The following is a 19837-nucleotide window of genomic DNA, read 5'->3' as shown; positions in this document are numbered from 1 at the left end:
TCGGCTGAGAGGTTCGACCCGTTTTGCCGAAAGGGGCGATGACGTGCACAACACACTGATAGCAATTCAGGCTCGCTTGAGGGAGCTTGTCTCACAAGTACAAGCTTCTGTTCCCAACGATGAACCCTTCGGAAATGCGCATGCCAACTGGGGTTTTCCCGGTCTGACTCGTGCGGAGTTGATCGAAGAAGCCGAGACTATCGTTGACCTGATTGAAGAACGGTGCGGCGATGATTTGGGTGAACATGAGGCGCGGCTACAAGACTATGTGCGTCGCCTTCAGCACCTACAGCAGCATACAGTCGTGCAACTGTGGGGCAATGCCGGACAAGCCGTGCCCGCTTACATGCTGACCCTCCAAGGGTTGCGCAAGGCACTCGGTCCGGTGTTGACCCGAGATGATCGTGCAGAAGCAGCGTCTAAGCTAAAAAGGCTGACTCAACAGCTGCGAGGCATGGAGGCTCGCCTGAATGGCCTTGATCCTCGCGCGGCAGAACTTAGCACGATGGTTGAGCGAGTCGAGCAGGCATACCACGCGGCCGATCAGTTGCCTACAGACCTGGAGACCTTGGCTGAGGCTCGGCAGAAGGTCACCGCTCTCATCAATGATGCCACGAGAGATCAAGGTGACGTGCTGCGGATCAGAGAGAGCGCTGGAGAACTCGACAAGCAGCTGAACAAGATTGCAGGGGATGCCAAGGCAGTTCTTGAGCGATGTGAGACTGCGTACTCGGCGGCCACCAGTGTCGGGCTGGCCGCAGCGTTTAGCGAGCGATCCAGCACCTTGTCGAAATCCATGTGGGTTTGGGTTGCAGGGTTGGTTGGGGCATTGGCAGCTGGGAGTTACTTTGGCTCTGCCCAACTGCACTCCTTGGCAGAGTTGTTCAAGGTTCCCAATGTTGCTACCTCAGTAGTACTCCTCAACCTGCTACTTTCCGTGTTGTCGGTTGGTGCCCCGGTTTGGTTTGCCTGGCTTTCTACAAAACAGATCGGACAGCGGTTTCGGCTCGCCGAGGACTATGCCTTTAAAGCTTCGATCTCTAGAGCTTATGAGGGTTTCCGGCGGGAAGCGGCAAGGTTTGACAAAGACATGGAGGCAAAGCTCCTGACATCTGCGCTGACAAGACTTGATGAGCTTCCGCTTCGATTGGTAGAAACTGACTGCCACGGTAGCCCATGGCATGAGCTGGCATCATCGAATGTAGTGAAGCAGGCAATGCAGGCGATACCAGGATTCTCTGAGCAGATAAAAGACTTGGCCAGCAAAGCACTGGTAACTGTTACATCACCCAAGGTGCCAGTCGCGTCAATATCAAGTGCTGAGGATGCTCAGTCATCCGAAAAAAACAAGGTAGGTGACGCATGAAGCATGCTGACACCAGTGAACGCTGGTTCGAAGCGCGTGTGGTACGTGGCCTGACCGGTGTGCCGCAGCCCGAGTATCACCATGATCTGGCCCCCATGGACTTCGCCGCCACCCACAACGGCTATGTGCAGGGCAAGCCCACCGACTATAACCGCGACGTGGCGCTGGATGTGGCGCAGTTGCTGAGCTTCTTGCAGGTTTCCCAGCCCAAGGTGGTGGGCACTCTGGAATTGGCTGCGGACGGCATCAAGCGCACTCAGTTCCTGCACCGGTTGCAAGGTGAGATCACCAAGCGCGGTGTGGTGGATGTGCTTCGCAAGGGGGTTAGCCACGGCCCCGTACACGTCGATCTCTACAAGCTGCTACCCACGCCGGGCAACGCAGCAGCAGCAGACGCCTTCGGCAAGAACATCTTCAGCGTTACCCGACAGGTACGCTACAGCAACGAATCCGGCAACGAGTTAGACTTGGCCATCTTCATCAACGGTCTGCCGGTGCTGACTTTCGAGTTGAAGAACTCGCTGACCAAGCAGACCCTGGCCGACGCCATCGTCCAGTACCAGACCACGCGCAGCCCGCAGGAGCTGCTGTTCCAGTTGGGGCGTTGTGTGGCGCACATCGCAGTGGATGATGTGGAGGCTGCGTTCTGTACCGAGCTGAAGGGCAAGGCCTCGTGGTTCCTGCCATTTAACCAGGGCTGGAACAGCGGCGCTGGCAACCCACCCAATCCGGATGGTCTGAAGACTGATTACCTATGGAAGCAGGTGCTGACTCGCGAGTCGCTGGCCAACATCATCGAGAGCTACGCGCAGGTGGTAGAAGAAGAAGTGGACGCTGGCGGCAAGAAACGCAAGAAGCGCAAGCAGATCTTCCCACGCTTCCATCAGTTGCGCACGGTGCGAGCCCTTCTGCGCCGCGCCCATGCGGATGGGGTGGGTAATCGTTACCTAATCCAGCATTCGGCAGGAAGCGGCAAGAGCAACACCATTGCCTGGCTGGCGCACCAGTTGGTGGAGCTGCGCCGCAAGGACGATCCGCTGACGGTGCAGTTCGACTCCATCATCGTCATCACCGACCGGCGTGCGTTGGACACACAGATCGCCCGCACCATCAAGGGTTATGACCATGTGGCGGCGATCTTCGGCCACTCCGACAACGCGCAGGAGCTGCGCGAGTATCTGCGCCGGGGCAAGAAGATCATCGTCACCACGGTGCAGAAATTCCCGTTCATCCTCGATGAGCTGGGCGACCTCTCAGGCAAGAGCTTCGCGCTGTTGATCGACGAGGCGCATTCCAGCCAAGGTGGCAAGACCACGGCGCGGATGCACGAAGCCCTCGGCGGCAAGGTTGCTGCGGAGGAGTTCGAGGAGGACAGCACGCAGGATGCAGTCAACGCGGAAATCGAGAAGCGTATTGCCTCGCGCAAACTGTTGGCCAACGCCAGCTACTTCGCGTTCACTGCCACGCCCAAGAACAAGACGTTGGAGTTGTTCGGCGAGAAGACCCTCGTCGGTGACAAGGTGCAGTCCCGCTCGCCCGAAGAACTGACCTACACCACCAAGCAGGCGATCCAGGAGAAGTTCATCCTCGACGTGGTGGAGAACTACACCACCTACGACAGCTTCTATCAAGTGGCTAAGACAGTGGCGGACGATCCGGAGTTCGATAAGGTGAAGGCGCTGAAGAAGATCCGCCACTACGTCGAGTCGCACGACAAGGCCATCCGCCGCAAGGCCGAGATCATGGTCGATCACTTCATCGCACAGGTTGTGGGTAAGCAGAAAATTGGCGGCAAAGCGCGGGCCATGATCGTGTGCAACGGCATCGCGCGGGCCATTGACTACTGGCGCGAGGTGTCGGACTACCTCACGCAGATCAAGAGCCCGTACAAAGCTATCGTGGCATATTCGGGTGATTTCGAGATTGGTGGTCAGAAGAAGACCGAGGCCGATCTCAATGGGTTTCCAAGTAAGGACATTCCGGCCAATCTCAAGCAAGACCCGTATCGCTTCCTCATCGTTGCTAACAAGTTTGTCACCGGCTTCGATGAGCCCTTGCTGCACACTATGTATGTGGACAAGCCACTGGCGGGCGTTCTGGCGGTGCAGACCCTGTCACGTCTGAACCGGGCTCATCCGCAAAAGCACGACACTTTCGTGCTCGACTTTGCTGACAACGCCGAGGCGGTGAAGGCAGCGTTCCAGGACTATTATCGCGCTACCATCCAGACTGGAGAAACCGACGCCAACAAGCTGCACGACCTAAAGGCTGAACTCGACGGGCAGCAGGTGTATAGCTGGCAACAGGTGGAAGAATTGGTGACCTTGTACTTGAGTGGCGAAGACAGGGACAAACTCGACCCCATCCTCGATGTGTGCGTGGCCGAATACACCGACAAGCTCGGCGAGGACGATCAGGTCAAGTTTAAGGGTAAAGCCAAGGCCTTCGTGCGCAGCTACGGCTTTCTTGCTGCGATTCTGAGCTACGGCCACCCGACGTGGGAGAAGCTCTCGATCTTCCTGAATTTCCTCATCCCCAAGCTGCCAGCACCCAAAGAGGAAGATCTCTCCAGGGGGGTGCTGGAGACTATCGACATGGACAGCTACAGGGTGGAGGCCAAAGCGGCGCTGAAGATGGCAATGGCCGACGCCGACGCCACGGTCGAGCCAGTGCCGCCGGGCGGCGGTGGCGGCAAGGGCGAGGCAGACATCGACAAACTTTCCGCGATCATCAAGACCTTCAACGACCTGTTCGGCAACATCGAGTGGAAGGACGAGGACAAAATCCGCAAGGTCATCACCGAGGAAATCCCTGCGCGAGTAGCGCAGGACAAGGCTTACCAGAATGCGCAGGCGAACTCCGACAAGCAGAACGCCAAGTTGGAGCACGACAAGGCGCTCAACCGCGTGGTGCTTGAGCTGCTTTCCGACCACACCGAGTTGTTCAAGCAGTTCAGCGACAACTCCAACTTCAAGCGCTGGCTGACGGACACAGTGTTCGATGCGACCTACCAGCGGGGCGCGGTGCCGCCGAAAGCACCGCCGCAGACTGGGGCGTCGGCATGAGAAGGTGTTGGTGCGGGAGGGTGCGATGACCGGAATATCTACAGAGGATCAAGCCAAAATTTCTGCGCTTTGCCGAGAGGCTGAGCGACTGGAAGAAGACGCCCTTTATTCGAGCAAGGGGCATTTCAATGCCGAAGACACATGGGTTCAGCGCAACTACTGGCTTGGTGTGCCAGCTACCACTCTCGGTGCAATTGCAGGTGCCGCGCTGGTCAAAAGCCAACCTGAGTTGGCCAGTGCCTTCACCTTGCTGGCGTCGCTACTGACGGGGTTGATGACCTTTCTCAAGCCCAACGAGCGCGCTGCAATGCATCGGGCCGCTGCCGGACAGTTTTTGGCTCTTCGGAATGAAGCCCGATTTTTTCGTGAGGTCGAATTGCTTGAGACCGATCGGCTGGGAGAGCTCCTTGAGAGATTGAAGGCTCTTTCCTCTGCACGCAATGAGCTGAACCAAAAGAGCCCGAGTATACCAAGGCGAGCATTTGTCGCTGCGCGCAAAGGCATCGAGGAAGGCGAAGCCACCCACAAAGTGGATATGGAGAAATGACAGGATGTCGGTATTGAGTTTTCTGGCGGACGCAGCCAGCAGTGCTGTGCTCTCCGCAACCGAGCAGTCGTCCATCTCGACTTCGATTTCTACGCTGCAAACTCGGATTGGTCAGCATTTCGCTAGCGGTGTAATCAAGCAGCACTTCCGCTTCGGGTCATCGACGCGGGGGACGATTTTGCCGCGCTCTATGGACGAGCGTTCGGATATTGATTACATGATCGTGTTCAGCGAGAACAGTGCCACGCCACAGACCTATCTGAACCGGCTGAAGGCTTTTGTTGAAAAGTACTACAGCTCTTCGAACATCCGTCAGTCCAGCCCGACCATCGTCCTCGAACTGAACCACATCAAGTTCGACCTCGTGCCCGCCACAATGACGTGGCTTGGCGAGTTGCAGATCCCGGATGGCTCAGGTAGCTGGATGACGACCAACCCGAATGATTTCAACGCAACGCTTGAGGCGAAGAACAAAGAGAACAAGTCGCTGATCAAGCCGTCCATTCGGTTGTTCAAGTACTGGAATGCGACCGCAGGTTTTCCGTTTCGATCCTCCTTTGAAATGGAGAAATGGGTCTGTGGCCTAAATAGCTGTTCCGAATAGTAGATCACCGGAGGAAGGGAACTCAGTCCAGTTTGTGCGATCTGATTAGTCGCTAAACAAAACAAGCCACACCCAAAGGACTGAGTTGATGCCTATCCTACCACCTCTGCCACGACCACAACGGCGCCGCATTCACAAAATCATCCATGCCACCCGTGATAAAGGACATGCTCGTCGCTTGATGGCCATCTTGCTGTTACATGAAGGACGCACGATCACCGATGTTCATCACCTTACCGGCGCTGCGCGCTCGACCATCGGTCGTTGGCTTCGGTGGTATCGAGATGAAGGCATAGATGCGCTAGAAGCCTTACCGGCTGGCCGTGCCCCAGTCTTACCTATCGCCAAGATTGTCACCTTACTGGTGCTGCTCATGCAGTTTTCTCCGCAAGATTTTGGTTATCAGCGCAGCCGTTGGTGTACTGAACTATTGGCTATAAAAATCAATCGGTTAACAGGGCTCAATGTGGCAGCCTCCACGCTCCGCCGATGGTTACCTCGTATGGGCATTGTCTGGCGCAGGCCCGTGCCGACCTTGCGGATAAAAGACCCAGCCTATCAGGAAAAAATGGCGAATATCGACGCCGCGCTGGCCCGCTGTGATGCCGATAATCCGGTGTTTTATGAGGATGAAGTCGATATAGACCTCAATCCCAAATTAGGAGCCGACTGGATGTTCAGAGCGCAGCAAAAGCGGGTTGTCACACCGGGGCAGAATGCCAAGCATTATCTGGCAGGCGTTCTCCACGCAGGCAACGGAAGGGTACTTTACGTCAGCGGGATCAAGAAAAACTCATCGCTGTTTATTGCCATGCTGGAAAAGCTGCGCCACCACTACCGACGAGCCAAAACCATCACGTTGATCCTCGATAACTACATCATTCACAAAAGCAAACAGACCGAGCGATGGTTGAAGAAGAATCCCAAGTTCTGCCTGGTGTTCCAGCCAGTTTACAGCCCTTGGGTTAATCACATAGAACGGCTATGGCACAAGTTACATGAAACCATCACGCGCAATCATCAATGCAGAGGGATGGCAAACCTGCTGGCCCGAGTGAAACACTTCATGGATACCGTGTCTCCTTTCCCGGGGAATGGCTATGGCACAGCGAAGGTGTAGCACTATTGGGATCAGTTATTTAGGCTTTTGGTTGCAGGCAAACCAGAAGGACTATTTCTTCACGGTCATCGACAATCTGAATACGAGCTTCTCATACCCTAAGTGGGTGAACGACGAAATCACTCGCGCAAAAACCATCGTGACCAATGTTCGTCAGTATGAAAAGGATGAGATGCCGGTGACGGCAGAGAACGAAATCCAAAAGCTGTTCCGGCTTTGAGGAGGAATACATGCCTTTTATACTGAAGTCGCAACCAACCCAACAGGTATGATACTTTGTTACTCTTTGCTTCTGATGTATCGGCATCAAACCTTTAAGTTGGTATGACACTTTATTTTCATGTGTTGGTTTTTTCATGCAGTAAAATGCGGATTACGGTGTGATTTGGTGTGATACTTTATTACTCGCATACATGTGGCCGCCGACAAAGCCCGGGGTGGCCAGTTGTACCGCCATCTGCGCCAGGGTGTCAACGCCGACCGAAAACTGATCCACTCTGGCTAATTTCGCCGATTGAAAAGTGATCCACCCGGACATGGGGTTAATTGGTTTTGGGTGTGGCCCCCGCTTTGCGTTTCTCTTTCAAACGATAGCTTTCACCGCTGATCTGAACGATGTGTGCATGATGTAACAGTCTATCGAGCATAGCTGCCGTCAGTGTCTGATCATCGGCAAAGGTGCTGGCCCACTGGCTAAAGGGCAGATTGCTCGTCAAGATCAGGCTCCCTTTCTCATAACGTTTGGCGATCACATTGAAAAACAGGTTTGCTTCCTCACGCCCAAACGGCAAGTAGCCTATCTCATCGATCACCAGTAAACGCGGCCCCATCACGACACGGCTGAAGTAGGCATTAAGCCGCTCCTGTCGTTGAGCTGCTTGCAGCTGCAACATCAGGTCTGCTGCGCTGATAAATCTGGTCTTGATGCCAGCCATCAGAGCCCGATAGGCCAGTGCGATGGCAAGATGCGTCTTGCCCACTCCGCTTGGGCCCAGCAGCACTATGTTTTCGCTACGCTCTATAAAAGCCAGGCTGGCCTGCATATTCCGGTCGAAAATGAACACCTATTCCGGTTTAAAATGAACGCTGATTCCGGCTTGCGTGTACACCATTTCCGGACACCTCAGAGCACGAACTCTGATGTCAGATGAACCGTCATGCTCCAATGACCTGGATCTGCATATTCCCACGCATGGCGATCGCTCAATAACATTCATGCCGATCACGTAATAACATCCATGCCGATCACTCAATAACATCCCAAGCCGATCACTTTTTACCCTCGATGGGAAACCATGATCGGCATCCATGTTATTGGTGACTTTTTCTTCCCGCTTCGTTAAACCCGCACTTTCCCATCTGCTCCAACAGAGGAACGTGCATGTCTGCGAGGCCTATCACTGTGAGAAAACTCAAAGAAATTCTTCGCCTTAAATTTCAGGCTCAACTGGCTCATCGGCAGATCGCCCTCAGCCTGCATATCTCTCCTAGCACCGTATCCTATTACCTCAACCGGGCGGCTCAACTGGGTATCATGACCTGGCCCCTGTCTGAGTCCTGGGATGATGTCTCCCTGGAGCGCGCATTTCTCAAGACCTGCTCTGTTCATAAAACTCAGCACAAACCCACTCCCAACTGGGCCTTGTTGCATCAGGAACTCAAAAAACCAGGTCAAAAAGGCGTGACCCTCGAGCTGCTATGGCAGGAGTACGCCGAGCGCCATCCAGGCTCCCACTACAGCTACAACCACTTCTGTCGGCTCTATAAAGAGTGGGCGGCGCTGCTGCAACCCTCGATGCGGCAGACCCATATTGCGGGCGAAAAACTCTTTGTCGACTACTGCGGCCAGACCATGCCCATTGTCGATCCGCATACCGGCGAGATCCTTTACCGGGCCCAGATCTTTGTCGCCGTGCTGGGGGCCTCCAACTACACCTTTGCCGAGGCCACCCGCTCCCAGCAGCTCGATGACTGGGTGATGAGCCACAAGCGCGCTTTCGAGTTCTTTGGCGGTGTGCCGCAATTGGTGGTACCTGATTGCCTCAAGAGTGCCGTCAGCGTGGCGCGCAATACCGATCCGGATCTCAACCCTACCTACCAGATGCTGGCGGCCCATTTCGGTACGGCGATCATGCCCGCGCGGCCCCGCAAGCCGAAGGATAAGTCCAAGGCGGAGGTGGGCGTGCAGATCGTCACCCGCTGGATCCTGGCGGTGCTGCGTCATGAAACCTTCCATAGCCTGGCCCAGCTCAATCAGCGAATGGGTGAACTGCTGACCCGGCTCAACCAGAAATCCTTCCAGAAGCTGCCTGGCTGCCGTGCCTCACTGTTTGCCGAGCTCGATGCACCGGCGCTCAAGCCGTTGCCGGATTATCCCTATCACTACACCAAAGTAGTGCCGGTGCACTGGTTGGTAAGGACTACCACGTCGATCTGGAAAAGCACTATTACTCAGTGCCCTATGCCTTGCAGGGCAAGCGGCTGGAGGCGCATCTGGCCGAGCATACCGTCACGCTGTACCACGCGGGCAAGATCGTGGCCGAACACCAGCGGAGTCATCACAAAGGCCAGCACAGCAGCCTGCGTGAACACATGCCCGCGCATCATCAGGCACTGCTGGAGTGGTCGCCGGAGCGACTGCTTGGCTGGGCGGCGTCCATCGGCCCCTACACCACGCATTGGGTGGATGGCTTTATCCGGCAGGCAGAGCATTCGACGCAAGCGGTGCGCCCTTGCCTGGCCTTGCTGGGGCAGAGCAAAACCTATGGCAAGGAGCGGCTGGAAGCGGCCTGCCTCCGGGGGCACCTGACCGGCGCCAACCGGCTGCACAACATCCGCAGCATGCTCAAGCATGGCCTGGAGGAGCAACAACTCATTGCCAACGAGCGACAGGATCCGCTGCAAGACATCCGTCATGACAATGTCCATGGCGAGCACTACTTCCACTAACCCCACGGATCAGGAGAAGCCGATGCAATTACACCTCGATGAACAACTAAGCCGCCTGCACTTGAGCGGCATGAAACAGGCTCTGAACCAGCAGCAGGCCCAGAGCATGCTGTACCTGGATATGGGTTTTGAAGAGCGGCTGCAACTATTATTGAGCCATGAGCTGGTGCAGCGGGAGCAGAGGAAAACCAACCGCCTGGAGAAGCAAGCCCGGTTCCGGCTAGCCGGACAGGTGGAGCAGCTCGACTATCGGGCGGGTCGAGGCGTGAGCAAAGCGCAGATCCGCCAACTGCTGGAAGGACACTGGCTGAGTCATCAACAAAACCTGCTGCTAACGGGCGCGGCAGGCTGTGGCAAGAGTTACCTGGCGTGTGCCCTGGGCCGTTACTTTATCCGGCAAGGAGTGGGCGTGCGGTATTACCGGCTGAAAACCCTACTTGAAGAGATGCGACTGGCCCAAGCGGATGGCAGCTATCCGAAACTGCTGGAGCGGGTAAGCAACATAGGGGTACTGATCCTGGATGACTGGGGCATGGAGATGCTGGACGCGAGCGAACGCAGCAACCTGCTGGAGATCATCGATACCCGCTACGGCAACGTCTCAACGATAGTGGCGAGCCAATTGCCGGTGGAGAAGTGGTACGGGATGATCGGAGAGGCAACCTTCGCCGAGGCGATCTTGGACCGACTGATCCACAGAGCGGTGCGCGTGACCTTAACGGGAGAATCGATGAGAAAACAGGGCGCCAACTTGACCGATGCCGATCAGGCGGAGTAAAAGGAAGACGCTATAAACGCGGGCAGAAAAAAAGTGATCGGCATGATGTTATTGGCTGATCGACATGATGTTATTAGCCAGGATCCACAACTGCCGCGCTGCGCTTGGCTGCTGGCTTGTTCGGTGAGTCGAAAAGATGCCTCCCCTCAAAGCTCAGCTTCTGCTCGCAGAATCCCTGGCCGCATACTTTCCGGAAATGGTGTTCACAGATTCCGGAATCACTGTTCAAATTCACCGGAATACGCATGGCCAACTCCTGCAACTGGCTGCGAGGTGCGCCACTGGCAAAGCCGAAGTCGTACTGCTCCAGCGTTTTGACCACGGGTAACGTGGCCAATTTGAGCAAGGTCTGGCGGGTGCGCTCGGTCCTCAAGGTCTGCTCTGCGTGCAGCAACCACTCCAGATAATCGGCGAAGCTCGCCTCCTCGTTGGCCGCCTTCTGAGCTAGTGTTGACCACTGGGCAGCAATCCCTTCCAAGCGCAGCGCCTGACTCAGGGCCATCAGGCGTTCATGCTGCAAGTTCATACGTTCACCTCCACCAGCAGGTCTTGGTATACCGATAGCGGATGCTGCAAGCTCTCCAGCGGCATGGGGCGCGCGGTGGCCGTGGTGCCGGGACTAACGGGTAGCGCCTGTGGCAGGGGTAGAAAATGAGGCAGCTCTTGTTGCAATCGGATAGCCGGGACTTCACCGGTAGTGCCATGGCTACGCTGGTTGGTGCGATGTCTTGCAACCAGGGGCCGATATGGGCATTGGCGGTTGACACATCTAGCGCCAGTCCTGCCTGCTTGAGGGTGGCTGCTAGTGGGGTGACAAAACTGCGTTTGAGGTAGCCGTTGAAGCGCTCGACCTTGCCTTTGGTCTGGGCCCGGTAGGGACGGCAGACGCGGGGGCGAAAACCGAACTCTTCGGCCAAGGCGAGCAGGGCCGGGTGCCAACGATGGTCACCTTCACCGTAGGCATCCCGTTCGCGGATGATGGTGCTGGCATTATCAAATAGCACCTCCTGCGGGACCCCACCGAAGAAATGACAAGCCTCACGCAGTCCGGTCAACCAGGCATCATTACGTTCGTGATCGAAGAAACGGACATAGCTGGCGCGGCTAAATCCCAGGGTAGCAACAAAGGCCTTTAGAGGCCGATTGCCGCGGCGGATAATGGTGAAATCGACCTGCATCTGTTTACCGGGGGCCGTTTCAAAACGGACGATGGTGCCAGAGGCGTCATGGCGCAGAGGCGATAACCAGGCCTTGAGCTGGGAGAGCCCGCCAGTGTAACCATGCTCTCGCAGTTCCCTGAGCAGAACCGTCGCCGGGATCCAGTGTGGCTTCGCTGCCTGGATACGCGCTTGCAGATAGGGTTTAAAAGGATCGAGCTTGGTTGGTCGGGCTGCTCGGTTGGGATAGATTGGCAGGCCCGGGTTGCGCAGATACTTGCGAACCGTGTTACGGGACACCCGCAATTGCTGGGCGATAGCCCGGATGCTCATGCCCTGACGGGCCAACACTCTGATTTCCACTGTTAACTCCTGGGTCAACATGGGCGTGGCTCAAAAGCCACGATCTTGGCCCAGGTGGGTCAACTTTACTCCGGCGTGAGTGGGTCATTTTTACATCGGCGGTGACACCAGGGCCACAAGCGCTACCGCAAGGGGGCGAGCAGCCTGCGTTCTCCCATCAAGGAAGCCCGCTCTATTGATGAACGGCCGGCTATCGTCGATAGCCGGGAGCGGCTCGGTGATTGGGAGGCGGACACGGTGCTGGGCAAGCAAGGCACAGGTGCACTGGTCACCCTGGTGGAGCGCAAGAGCCGGCTCTATCTGGTCAAGCGGGTCGCGAGCAAACAGGCTGGGGTGGTGCGGGATGCGATAATCGAGATGTTAACGCCCTACATCGAGCAGGTGCATACCATCACCTTTGACAACGGCGGCGAGTTTGCCGAACACAAGGCGATAGAGGAAGCGCTGGGTGCCGAGACTTACTTTGCGCACCCTTACTCTTCGTGGGAGCGCGGTCTGAACGAGAACAGCAATGGGCTGTTGAGGCAGTTTATCCCAAAGGGAACAGACCTGAGAGAGGTCACGGACGAGGATGTCAGGAGAGCGGAGCAGTGACTCAAGCCGATTTGGACGTGCTAGAAGGGTTGTTGCTCGATGCCAGTGGCATGAGTGATGTGGCGACATACCGTGAGCAGATCTTGCAAGACAAGCCATTAGGCACCTTTATTCGAGAATTGGTGGGCCTTGACCTGAACGCAGCCAAAGAGGCTTTTCGCGCCTTTCTTGATGAGGGCGCTTACAACGCCGAACAAATCAACTTTGTTGATCAAGTGATTGATTACCTTGTGCACAACGGCGTGCTAGGGAAGGTGCGAATAAGTCATATGGCACGAGAGCATTTACTGGTAACTCATTGATATTAAATGACTAAAATTTTCATTTTTTGTTCGTGGGATACTTGTTCGCACTTTCCCTAGACATGGCGCAAATCTTCGAGCCACCGTTTACCGACAACCACGGCGAAAGCGCCTACGGCTTTTTTGATGAAGGCAAAGTGGTCGAGTTATTTGGGGTGATTCGTAAGGTGAATGCCAATGCGGTGGTTGAAATGAGTCAATCTGCATAAGGAGTTAGAATTACCTTTCTTGGGAAGGTACGACCCACTCTAGGGAAGGTGCTAACAAGTCACTTGGCACAAAAACACACCATTCTAAATTATTGATATTAAATGGCTAAACTTTTTAGTTTTGGCACATAGGGTACTTATTCGCACCTTCCCTAGCGTACCTTCTCACCCTTAAGTTTAAAAATGGCCACCTTCTCGCAGAGCGAGGAATGCTCCGACATATTGCCTACCTATGACTCAATCGCGAATCGAGCTATAATTTTTGAGTTTTGCACCACTGTGGTGCATCCACACCAGTTACAATAAATCGCCTCAAAGATCGTTCTTGTCACTAGCTACTCATACTACATCGCTGTGTAGTGGCCCTTTGTATCACATCGGTTATTCAGATAGAGCTCTTGCCACCCCTCAAAATTATTAGAGTTTATAGATAGTTTTGCCATTTTAGGGCTCAATTATAATGTTTAACTAATAATTCAAGAAGAAAGTCAAGATATTTTTCTTTACCCTATTGCAAACGCTTTGGAATAAGCATATCGTTCTTTTCGTACATACCAGTCAGTGTATGTAGATACATAATTTATATTTATGAATTTTTCCAAGAGATTAAAAAATCTCTAAGGGGCATACCTACGCAAAATTTTGGGTGTGAATGCTAGAGAAGTATTTAAATATTTAATAACTATAATAAAAGTGTAGCGTTGAAAAACGCCACCATATTATTATAAAAACTAAATGAGGTGGATATGATTGTGTTGAGTTGTGGCGTTAACTGCCAGTTGAAATTTGGGGTTGATGAATCTAACGCGCTGAGGGATAAAATCGTAGAAATTATTGGCGATGGTGAGTCTAGGAATTCAGTAAGATTAATCAGTGACAATAAATCGGGGTTTGATGCAGTGAAAATTGCATTCGATTATAAGATCACAGTCGTGCTGGATGGGCATGAGTTTAAGCCAGGTTCGAACAGGTTCAATCTAGGGGTGACGCTACTCCCATTTGCTAAAAATGAGGTGGAGGAGAAAGAAGCAATTGATTTAGTGGTGACCAGCTCTCATCATTTGTGCCCAGAGAGAATGTCCGAGGTGTCTCTAATTGATGAAGTTAGGTCTCGAACTTGTAATCAATTCCATAATAGAATCGCTGAGGCTATAAAAAACCACCTAAATGCTAAAAAAAATGCAGTATCTTTAGCGCACAATTTCTATACTAAGAATGATAATATTACTGAAACTAATATCGATCTTTGTCACGAAAGATTGTGTCTAGATCGTTTCCCTGGGATTCACATAGTTGTCACTCCGCCAGGGACTGGTAAAACAACTAATTGCCTAATACCCACATTTGACGAGGCTGGGAATAATGGTATGCATCCTATTTTTTTAAATCCATCTCGAGCTTTCAATAATTCTCTGTATCACAATCTGGATAATCGAAACTATCAGACAGATACTCCCAAAAATAAAACCGGTGTCTATGGTGTTAGTCTGAGCATTTTATATAGTAAAAAATATAAGCATATCCGGGATAAGTGCCAAGTTTTGATTATAGATGAGTTTGAGGATGTTTTTAATTTAATGCACTCAGAATTGGGCATGAGAGTCTCAGTTGATGAATACATTGAAAGGATGGATAATTTCAAAAAAATTATTGCTGATGCCAGCACTGTTGTTATTGCCGATGCGTTTTTAAGTCAGGACTCATTTGATTTTATTTCAAATTTAGCTACGCTCAGTAATAAAAAAGTGTTCGTATATAGATCATCCAAACCTAGGAATATGCCAGAAATCTTTTTAACAACTAAACCAGATATTATAAACAAGATCAATGAGCGTGCATCAAGTGGCAAAAAATGTATTGTATTTAGCGACGAGGCACACAATGCAAAAAAATCAAATGTTAACGTATTGGTAAATGCAATAAATACACCAAAAAAAATATTAATCGATGCTGACACTGCTCGTAAATTCCCTAATGGTGCTATAAACAAAAATGTTAGCAGTAAACTGGTGTCAATTTTTACACCGGTTGTGAAAAATGGATTTAGTTTCACAGATAAGGATCTAACATTTACTGCAATTTTTTCAAATGGGCTCGTTCAGCCTAATGATATTATGCAGTTTGTCCACCGAGCGAGGAATGCTAATAATGCATTTTTAGCACTCCTTGGTGGCAAAAATAGGGTATATAAAAATAGCGATCATATCATTACAGAGTTGGTGATGTCAGCGTTGGGGTGTGATTATTCTATTGAACGTTTGCATGAGTATTGCCACAACCCCACATTAATGCATATGGTTAACCGATTGTTTATTCAACATAAATTGTGTTTGGATTATAATTTCACCCTACTAACAATGCTGGAACAACAGGGGTATAAAATTAGCTATCTTTTACCTGAGATGACGATGAGTGATAAAAAAATGCTTGAGTTAGCGGAGTTGAAAACAGAGGAGGAGCGAATTTGCGGGTTATTAAATAGAAGTGAGTTTTATGCTAAAGAGGCTCTTGATATTGAGCACTTTTATAGTGAGGTATTGAGTGAGGAATTGATTAGGTTTGATGATAGAGGAAATACACGCAGAATAATTACAAATAACATTCCATTATATAAGTGTACTGACGATTATAATAGTCAAGAATCAGTAACATTTGCAATGATAAGATCGCTAGCCAATAATTTAAAACTCAGTGACAATTATTGCTACAGTAGTGATGAGGCTGGTAAATTCCTAGCGTGGATTGAGAATGGAAAATTTGAGTTTGGGCATGAACTCATTGCAGTAAAAAAATTCTTTAATAATGACTATTTTATCATTCCATCTAACAGGAAAATTCCAATTAAGTTTTTAGAGTCATTTCTTAAAAATAATTTTGGCTATGAAACTTATATGAGTCAGGAACAAAATTACTATCGTGATGGACCAGGGGCGGGTCGTTCAAAAAGAACTGTAAAAAAAGCGCGTCTGTCAAATGATATTAGAGAGTGGGTTGCTAAAATTATGAGCCGTTACTAAAATAGATCGCTATTGGTATTGCTGTTACTATCAAAAACACCGGTCTTGAACCGGTGTTTTGTACGCTTATCCAGTCTATTTGTTAGGGAAGGTGCTAACAAGTCACTTGGCACAAAAACACACCATTCTAAATTATTGATATTAAATGGCTAAACTTTTTAGTTTTGGCTCATAGGGTACTTATTCGCACCTTCCCTAGCTCGAAGGAATTAAAAATCTGGATTATCTTCGCTGCGAAGCAGCGGAATGTTGAAATTCTTAAATTTTTTAATTGTTCTCAATAATAGTAAATGGACAGTTTTTCGATTTTTTCAAGTGGGGTAAATGAAAAAATCTCAAAAAAAGATGAGGTTGGTTACTTTTGAACCGTTCTTGCGGGGGTTAGCCTATCAGATACCTTGATCTAAATAGCTGTTCCGAATAGTAGATCACAGGAGGAAGGGAACCGTCCAGTTTGTGCGATCTCATTAGTCGCCAAACAAAACAAGCCACACCAAAAGGACTGAGTTGATGCCTATCCTACCACCCCTGCCACGACCACACAACGGCGCCGCATTCACAAAATCATCCATGCCACCCGTGATAAAGGACATGCTCGTCGCTTGATGGCCATCTTGCTGTTACATGAAGGACGCACGATCACCGATGTTCATCACCTTACCGGCGCTGCGCGCTCGACCATCGGTCGTTGGCTTCGGTGGTATCGAGATGAAGGCATAGATGCGCTAGAAGCCTTACCGGCTGGCCGTGCCCCAGTCTTACCTATCGCCAAGATTGTCACCTTACTGGTGCTGCTCATGCAGTTTTCTCCGCAAGATTTTGGTTATCAGCGCAGCCGTTGGTGTACTGAACTATTGGCTATAAAAATCAATCGATTAACAGGGCTCAATGTGGCAGCCTCCACGCTCCGCCGATGGTTACCTCGTATGGGCATTGTCTGGCGCAGGCCCGTGCCGACCTTGCGGATAAAAGACCCAGCCTATCAGGAAAAAATGGCGAATATCGACGCCGCGCTGGCCCGCTGTGATGCCGATAATCCGGTGTTTTATGAGGATTGCATATTCCGGCCGATCATGAACACCAATTCCGATTCAACGTGAACACCATTTCCGGACCAATGTGAACGCTCATTCCGGTTCAACCTGAACACTTCGCCCCTCCTTTCCGGAAACAGTGTTCAACATCCCGGAATCACTGTTCACATTCACCGGAATCATCCTTAACGCATTGATTTAAAAACCTTTGATACGCTCTCCCTTTTGCCAGGGAAGAGCCTATGTCTGCCAAGAGGATTGCAATGCGTAAAATTCGTGAAGTACTGCGACTGCGGCTGGAAGCTGACCTCTCTGTTCGCCAAATCAGTATCTGTACCAAGGTCAGTGTCGGCTCCATCCAGAAACTCCTCAAAAGTGCCCAGGCGCTCGGCCTTACCTGGCCCTTACCTACCGAGCTTGATGATGGCCGACTGGCTGCCCTGTTCTATCCGCAGGCCGATACCACCATCTCGGCCCGCCATGTTGTGCCGGATTGGCCCTCTGTCCATCAGGAGCTCAAGCGCAAGGGGGTCTCCAAACAGCTGCTCTGGGAGGAGTACACCCAGCGCTATCCCAATAGCTGTTACAGCTACTCCCAGTTCTGTGACCGTTACAAGTCCTGGTGTCAGTTGCAAAAGCGCTCCATGCGCCAGATCCACAAGGCGGGGGAAAAGCTCTTTATCGACTACTGCGGGCCCACGGTGCCCATCGTGTCGCCGACCACGGGTGAGGTCCGTCAGGCACAAGTCTTTGTCGCCGTGCTCGGTGCGTCCAACTACACCTTTGCCGAGGCCACCTGGTCACAGTCACTGCCGGACTGGCTGCAAAGCCATGTCCGTGCCTTTGAGTTTTTCGGCGGGACACCGGCACTGCTGATCCCCGACAACCTCAAGAGCGGTGTCAGCAAGGCTTGCCGATACGATCCCGAGCTCAACCCCAGCTACCAGCAGTTGGCCGAGCACTATCAGGTGGCGGTGATGCCAGCTCGTCCTTACAAGCCCAAGGACAAGGCCAAGGCGGAGGTGGGTGTGCAGATCGTCGAGCGCTGGATCCTGGCCCGTCTACGCCATCAGACCTTCTTCTCGCTTGCCGAACTCAACCAGTGCATCCGTGCCTTGCTGAACGAACTCAACGAGCGTCCGTTCAAGCAACTGCCCGGTAACCGACGTGACGCATTTGAGCAGTTGGACCGCCCGGCACTGGGACCACTGCCGGTGCATCCCTATCGCTATGTCGCCATCAAAACGGTCAAGGTCAACATCGACTATCACGTCAGTTATGAGCAGCACCATTACTCGGTGCCACACCAGTATGTGGGTCAGCAACTGGAGCTCCATGCGGGCGATACCCTGCTTCAGGTCTATCACCAGCAACAGCTGGTCGCGAGCCATCCACGTAAAACCATCCCGGGGATGAGCACGCTCCCTGAGCACATGCCGGAACGTCACAGCAAGCAGCAACGCTGGACCCCAGGGCGTCTTAAACAGTGGGCTGCTGACATCGGACCGAGCACCTTGTGCTGGGTTAGCGAACGGTTGGAAGAGAAAGCCCATGCCGAGCAGGCATACCGACTCTGCCTGGGGCTGCTGAGTCTTAGCCGGGAGTATCCGCCATCACGGGTTGAAGCCTGTTGCCAGTTGGCCAACCGGGAAGGTCTGGTGCGACTCAAACAGCTCAAGTCGGTGCTGACCAGTGGCCGCGACCAACTGCCCGCAAGCCCGCTGAGCTACCCAGAGTTACCGCAAGAGCACGAGAACATCCGTGGCCCCCAGAGCTTCCACTAAAGAGGATACGTCCCATGACCCAACAAACGCTGACCCGCTTGAGACACCTGAAACTGACCGGCATGGCGGATGCCGTGCAACAACAACTGGAACAGGCAAGTACCTACGAAGGGCTGCCCTTCATCGAGCGGCTAAGCCTGCTGGTCGAACACGAACAACTGAGCCGGGAGCAGCGTAAACAAGCTCGGCTGGTCAAGCAGGCGAGGCTCAAACTCCAGGCCACGGTGCAAGAGGTGGACTACCAGTCTGCACGCAACCTGGAGCGGTCACAGGTGGCAAACCTGGCCCAAGGAGAGTGGCTGCGCCGGGGCCAGAACCTGCTCATTACCGGCCCCTGTGGCTGCGGAAAAACCTACCTAGCCTGTGCGCTGGGCTACCAAGCCTGTCAGCAGGGGCACAGCACTCGTTACTACCGGCTGCCGCGTCTGCTACTTGAGCTGAGCCAGGCCAAGGTAGATGGCAGTTACGCCAGACTGCTGGGTCAACTGGCAAGGATAGAGCTGCTGATCCTGGATGACTGGGGACTGGAAGCGGTGAATGCCGAGCAGCGCAACGCCCTGCTGGAGATCATGGATGATCGGTACGGGAAATACTCGACGGTCGTGGTCAGTCAGCTGCCAACGGAAGAGTGGTACGCGAGCTTGGGGGACAACACTCTGGCAGATGCGATCCTGGACCGGCTGATGCACAACGCTCACCGGCTGTCACTGAAGGGAGAATCGATGAGAAAGAGGAGAAGTGAGTTGACCCAATCTGAACACTCGAGTTAGAAACGGGGTGACGTGAGCGCGTTAAGGATCAGGGTGTTCACGTTGGCCGGAATGGCTGTTCAACTTCGCCGGAATACGCAGCATGAAACTATCACGCGCAATCATCAATGTAGAGGAATGGCCAGCCTGCTGGCTCGGGTGATTGGGTGACGTCCCATAACACTGGATTTGACCCCAT

The 19837-nt window shown here is 52.6% G+C and carries 12 protein-coding genes and 6 pseudogenes; 15 read left to right on the top strand and 3 right to left on the bottom strand.

All coding sequences use genetic code 11. The features are described 5' to 3' along the window. Positions 1–43: 43 nt before the first annotated feature. The 6 genes from C2U47_RS16825 to C2U47_RS16795 all read left to right on the top strand — a co-directional run bounded on the left by C2U47_RS16825 (position 44) and on the right by C2U47_RS16795 (position 6922). A complete protein-coding gene (locus C2U47_RS16825; protein WP_103261758.1) occupies positions 44–1366 on the top strand; it encodes a hypothetical protein in 1323 nt (440 codons plus the stop codon). Further along, positions 1363–4431, top strand: a complete 3069-nt coding sequence (locus tag C2U47_RS16820) for a type I restriction endonuclease subunit R (RefSeq protein WP_103261757.1) — start codon at positions 1363–1365, stop codon at positions 4429–4431. Before C2U47_RS16825 ends, C2U47_RS16820 begins: the two co-directional genes overlap by 4 nt. Positions 4432–4456: 25 nt before the next feature. Further along, positions 4457–4978 carry an SLATT domain-containing protein gene (locus C2U47_RS16815; protein ID WP_103261969.1) on the top strand — a complete coding sequence of 174 codons (522 nt, stop codon included), beginning with the start codon at positions 4457–4459 and terminating at the stop codon, positions 4976–4978. Positions 4979–4982: 4 nt separating this feature from the next. Then, positions 4983–5582, top strand: coding sequence for an SMODS domain-containing nucleotidyltransferase (locus C2U47_RS16810; protein ID WP_199766820.1), 600 nt, complete (start codon positions 4983–4985; stop codon positions 5580–5582). A gap of 88 nt (positions 5583–5670) precedes the next feature. Next, on the top strand, positions 5671–6702 hold the full coding sequence (locus tag C2U47_RS16800) for an IS630-like element ISAhy2 family transposase (protein ID WP_001809438.1): 1032 nt from the start codon (positions 5671–5673) through the stop codon (positions 6700–6702). After that, on the top strand, positions 6683–6922 hold the full coding sequence (locus C2U47_RS16795) for a hypothetical protein (RefSeq protein ID WP_199766819.1): 240 nt from the start codon (positions 6683–6685) through the stop codon (positions 6920–6922). Before C2U47_RS16800 ends, C2U47_RS16795 begins: the two co-directional genes overlap by 20 nt. A 322-nt stretch (positions 6923–7244) precedes the next feature. On the opposite strand, the pseudogene istB (C2U47_RS16790) reads toward C2U47_RS16795, so the two are convergent. Then, positions 7245–7739: pseudogene (gene istB / locus C2U47_RS16790) on the bottom strand (IS21-like element ISAeme17 family helper ATPase IstB); the annotation flags it as partial. A 344-nt stretch (positions 7740–8083) separates the two neighbouring features. Here istB (C2U47_RS16790) and istA (C2U47_RS16785) point away from each other — a divergent pair. Further along, positions 8084–9651 (top strand): annotated as a pseudogene (gene istA, locus C2U47_RS16785) (IS21-like element ISAs27 family transposase). Positions 9652–9673: 22 nt separating this feature from the next. Then, a complete protein-coding gene (gene istB / locus C2U47_RS16780) occupies positions 9674–10429 on the top strand; it encodes an IS21-like element ISAs27 family helper ATPase IstB (RefSeq protein ID WP_043851824.1) in 756 nt (251 codons plus the stop codon). Positions 10430–10676: 247 nt separating this feature from the next. On the opposite strand, the pseudogene C2U47_RS16775 reads toward istB (C2U47_RS16780), so the two are convergent. Then, a pseudogene (locus C2U47_RS16775) lies at positions 10677–10955 on the bottom strand (ATP-binding protein); the annotation flags it as partial. Next, positions 10952–11970, bottom strand: a pseudogene (istA, locus tag C2U47_RS16770) (IS21-like element ISAeme17 family transposase). The pseudogenes istA (C2U47_RS16770) and C2U47_RS16775, both read right to left, overlap by 4 nt. Before the next feature lie 87 nt (positions 11971–12057). On the opposite strand from istA (C2U47_RS16770), the pseudogene C2U47_RS16765 reads away from it, so the two are divergent. From C2U47_RS16765 to istB (C2U47_RS16740), 7 genes and pseudogenes are all read left to right on the top strand, one after another. Then, positions 12058–12531, top strand: a pseudogene (locus C2U47_RS16765) (IS30-like element ISAs2 family transposase); the annotation flags it as partial. Between the two features lie 8 nt (positions 12532–12539). Further along, on the top strand, positions 12540–12845 hold the full coding sequence (locus C2U47_RS16760; protein WP_199766818.1) for a type I restriction-modification enzyme R subunit C-terminal domain-containing protein: 306 nt from the start codon (positions 12540–12542) through the stop codon (positions 12843–12845). 62 nt (positions 12846–12907) lie between these two features. Then, positions 12908–13054, top strand: coding sequence for a hypothetical protein (locus C2U47_RS16755; protein WP_158657418.1), 147 nt, complete (start codon positions 12908–12910; stop codon positions 13052–13054). Positions 13055–13800: 746 nt separating this feature from the next. Next, the gene (locus tag C2U47_RS22940; RefSeq protein ID WP_158657417.1) at positions 13801–16071 is read left to right on the top strand and encodes a hypothetical protein; all 2271 of its coding nucleotides are present in this window, start codon (positions 13801–13803) and stop codon (positions 16069–16071) included. 510 nt (positions 16072–16581) lie between these two features. Continuing rightward, a pseudogene (locus C2U47_RS16750) lies at positions 16582–17126 on the top strand (IS630-like element ISAhy2 family transposase); the annotation flags it as partial. A gap of 221 nt (positions 17127–17347) precedes the next feature. Next, positions 17348–18889, top strand: coding sequence for an IS21-like element ISAs29 family transposase (istA, locus tag C2U47_RS16745; RefSeq protein ID WP_001274811.1), 1542 nt, complete (start codon positions 17348–17350; stop codon positions 18887–18889). Between the two features lie 14 nt (positions 18890–18903). Further along, positions 18904–19659, top strand: coding sequence for an IS21-like element ISAs29 family helper ATPase IstB (istB, locus tag C2U47_RS16740; protein ID WP_000194037.1), 756 nt, complete (start codon positions 18904–18906; stop codon positions 19657–19659). The last annotated feature ends 178 nt before the right edge of the window (positions 19660–19837 follow it).

This window comes from Aeromonas sp. ASNIH7, from assembly GCF_002903485.1.
Classification (GTDB): Bacteria; Pseudomonadota; Gammaproteobacteria; order Enterobacterales; family Aeromonadaceae; genus Aeromonas; species Aeromonas caviae.
The sequence above is the reverse complement of the archived record's forward strand: the minus strand, read 5'-3'. Positions and strand labels throughout refer to the sequence as shown.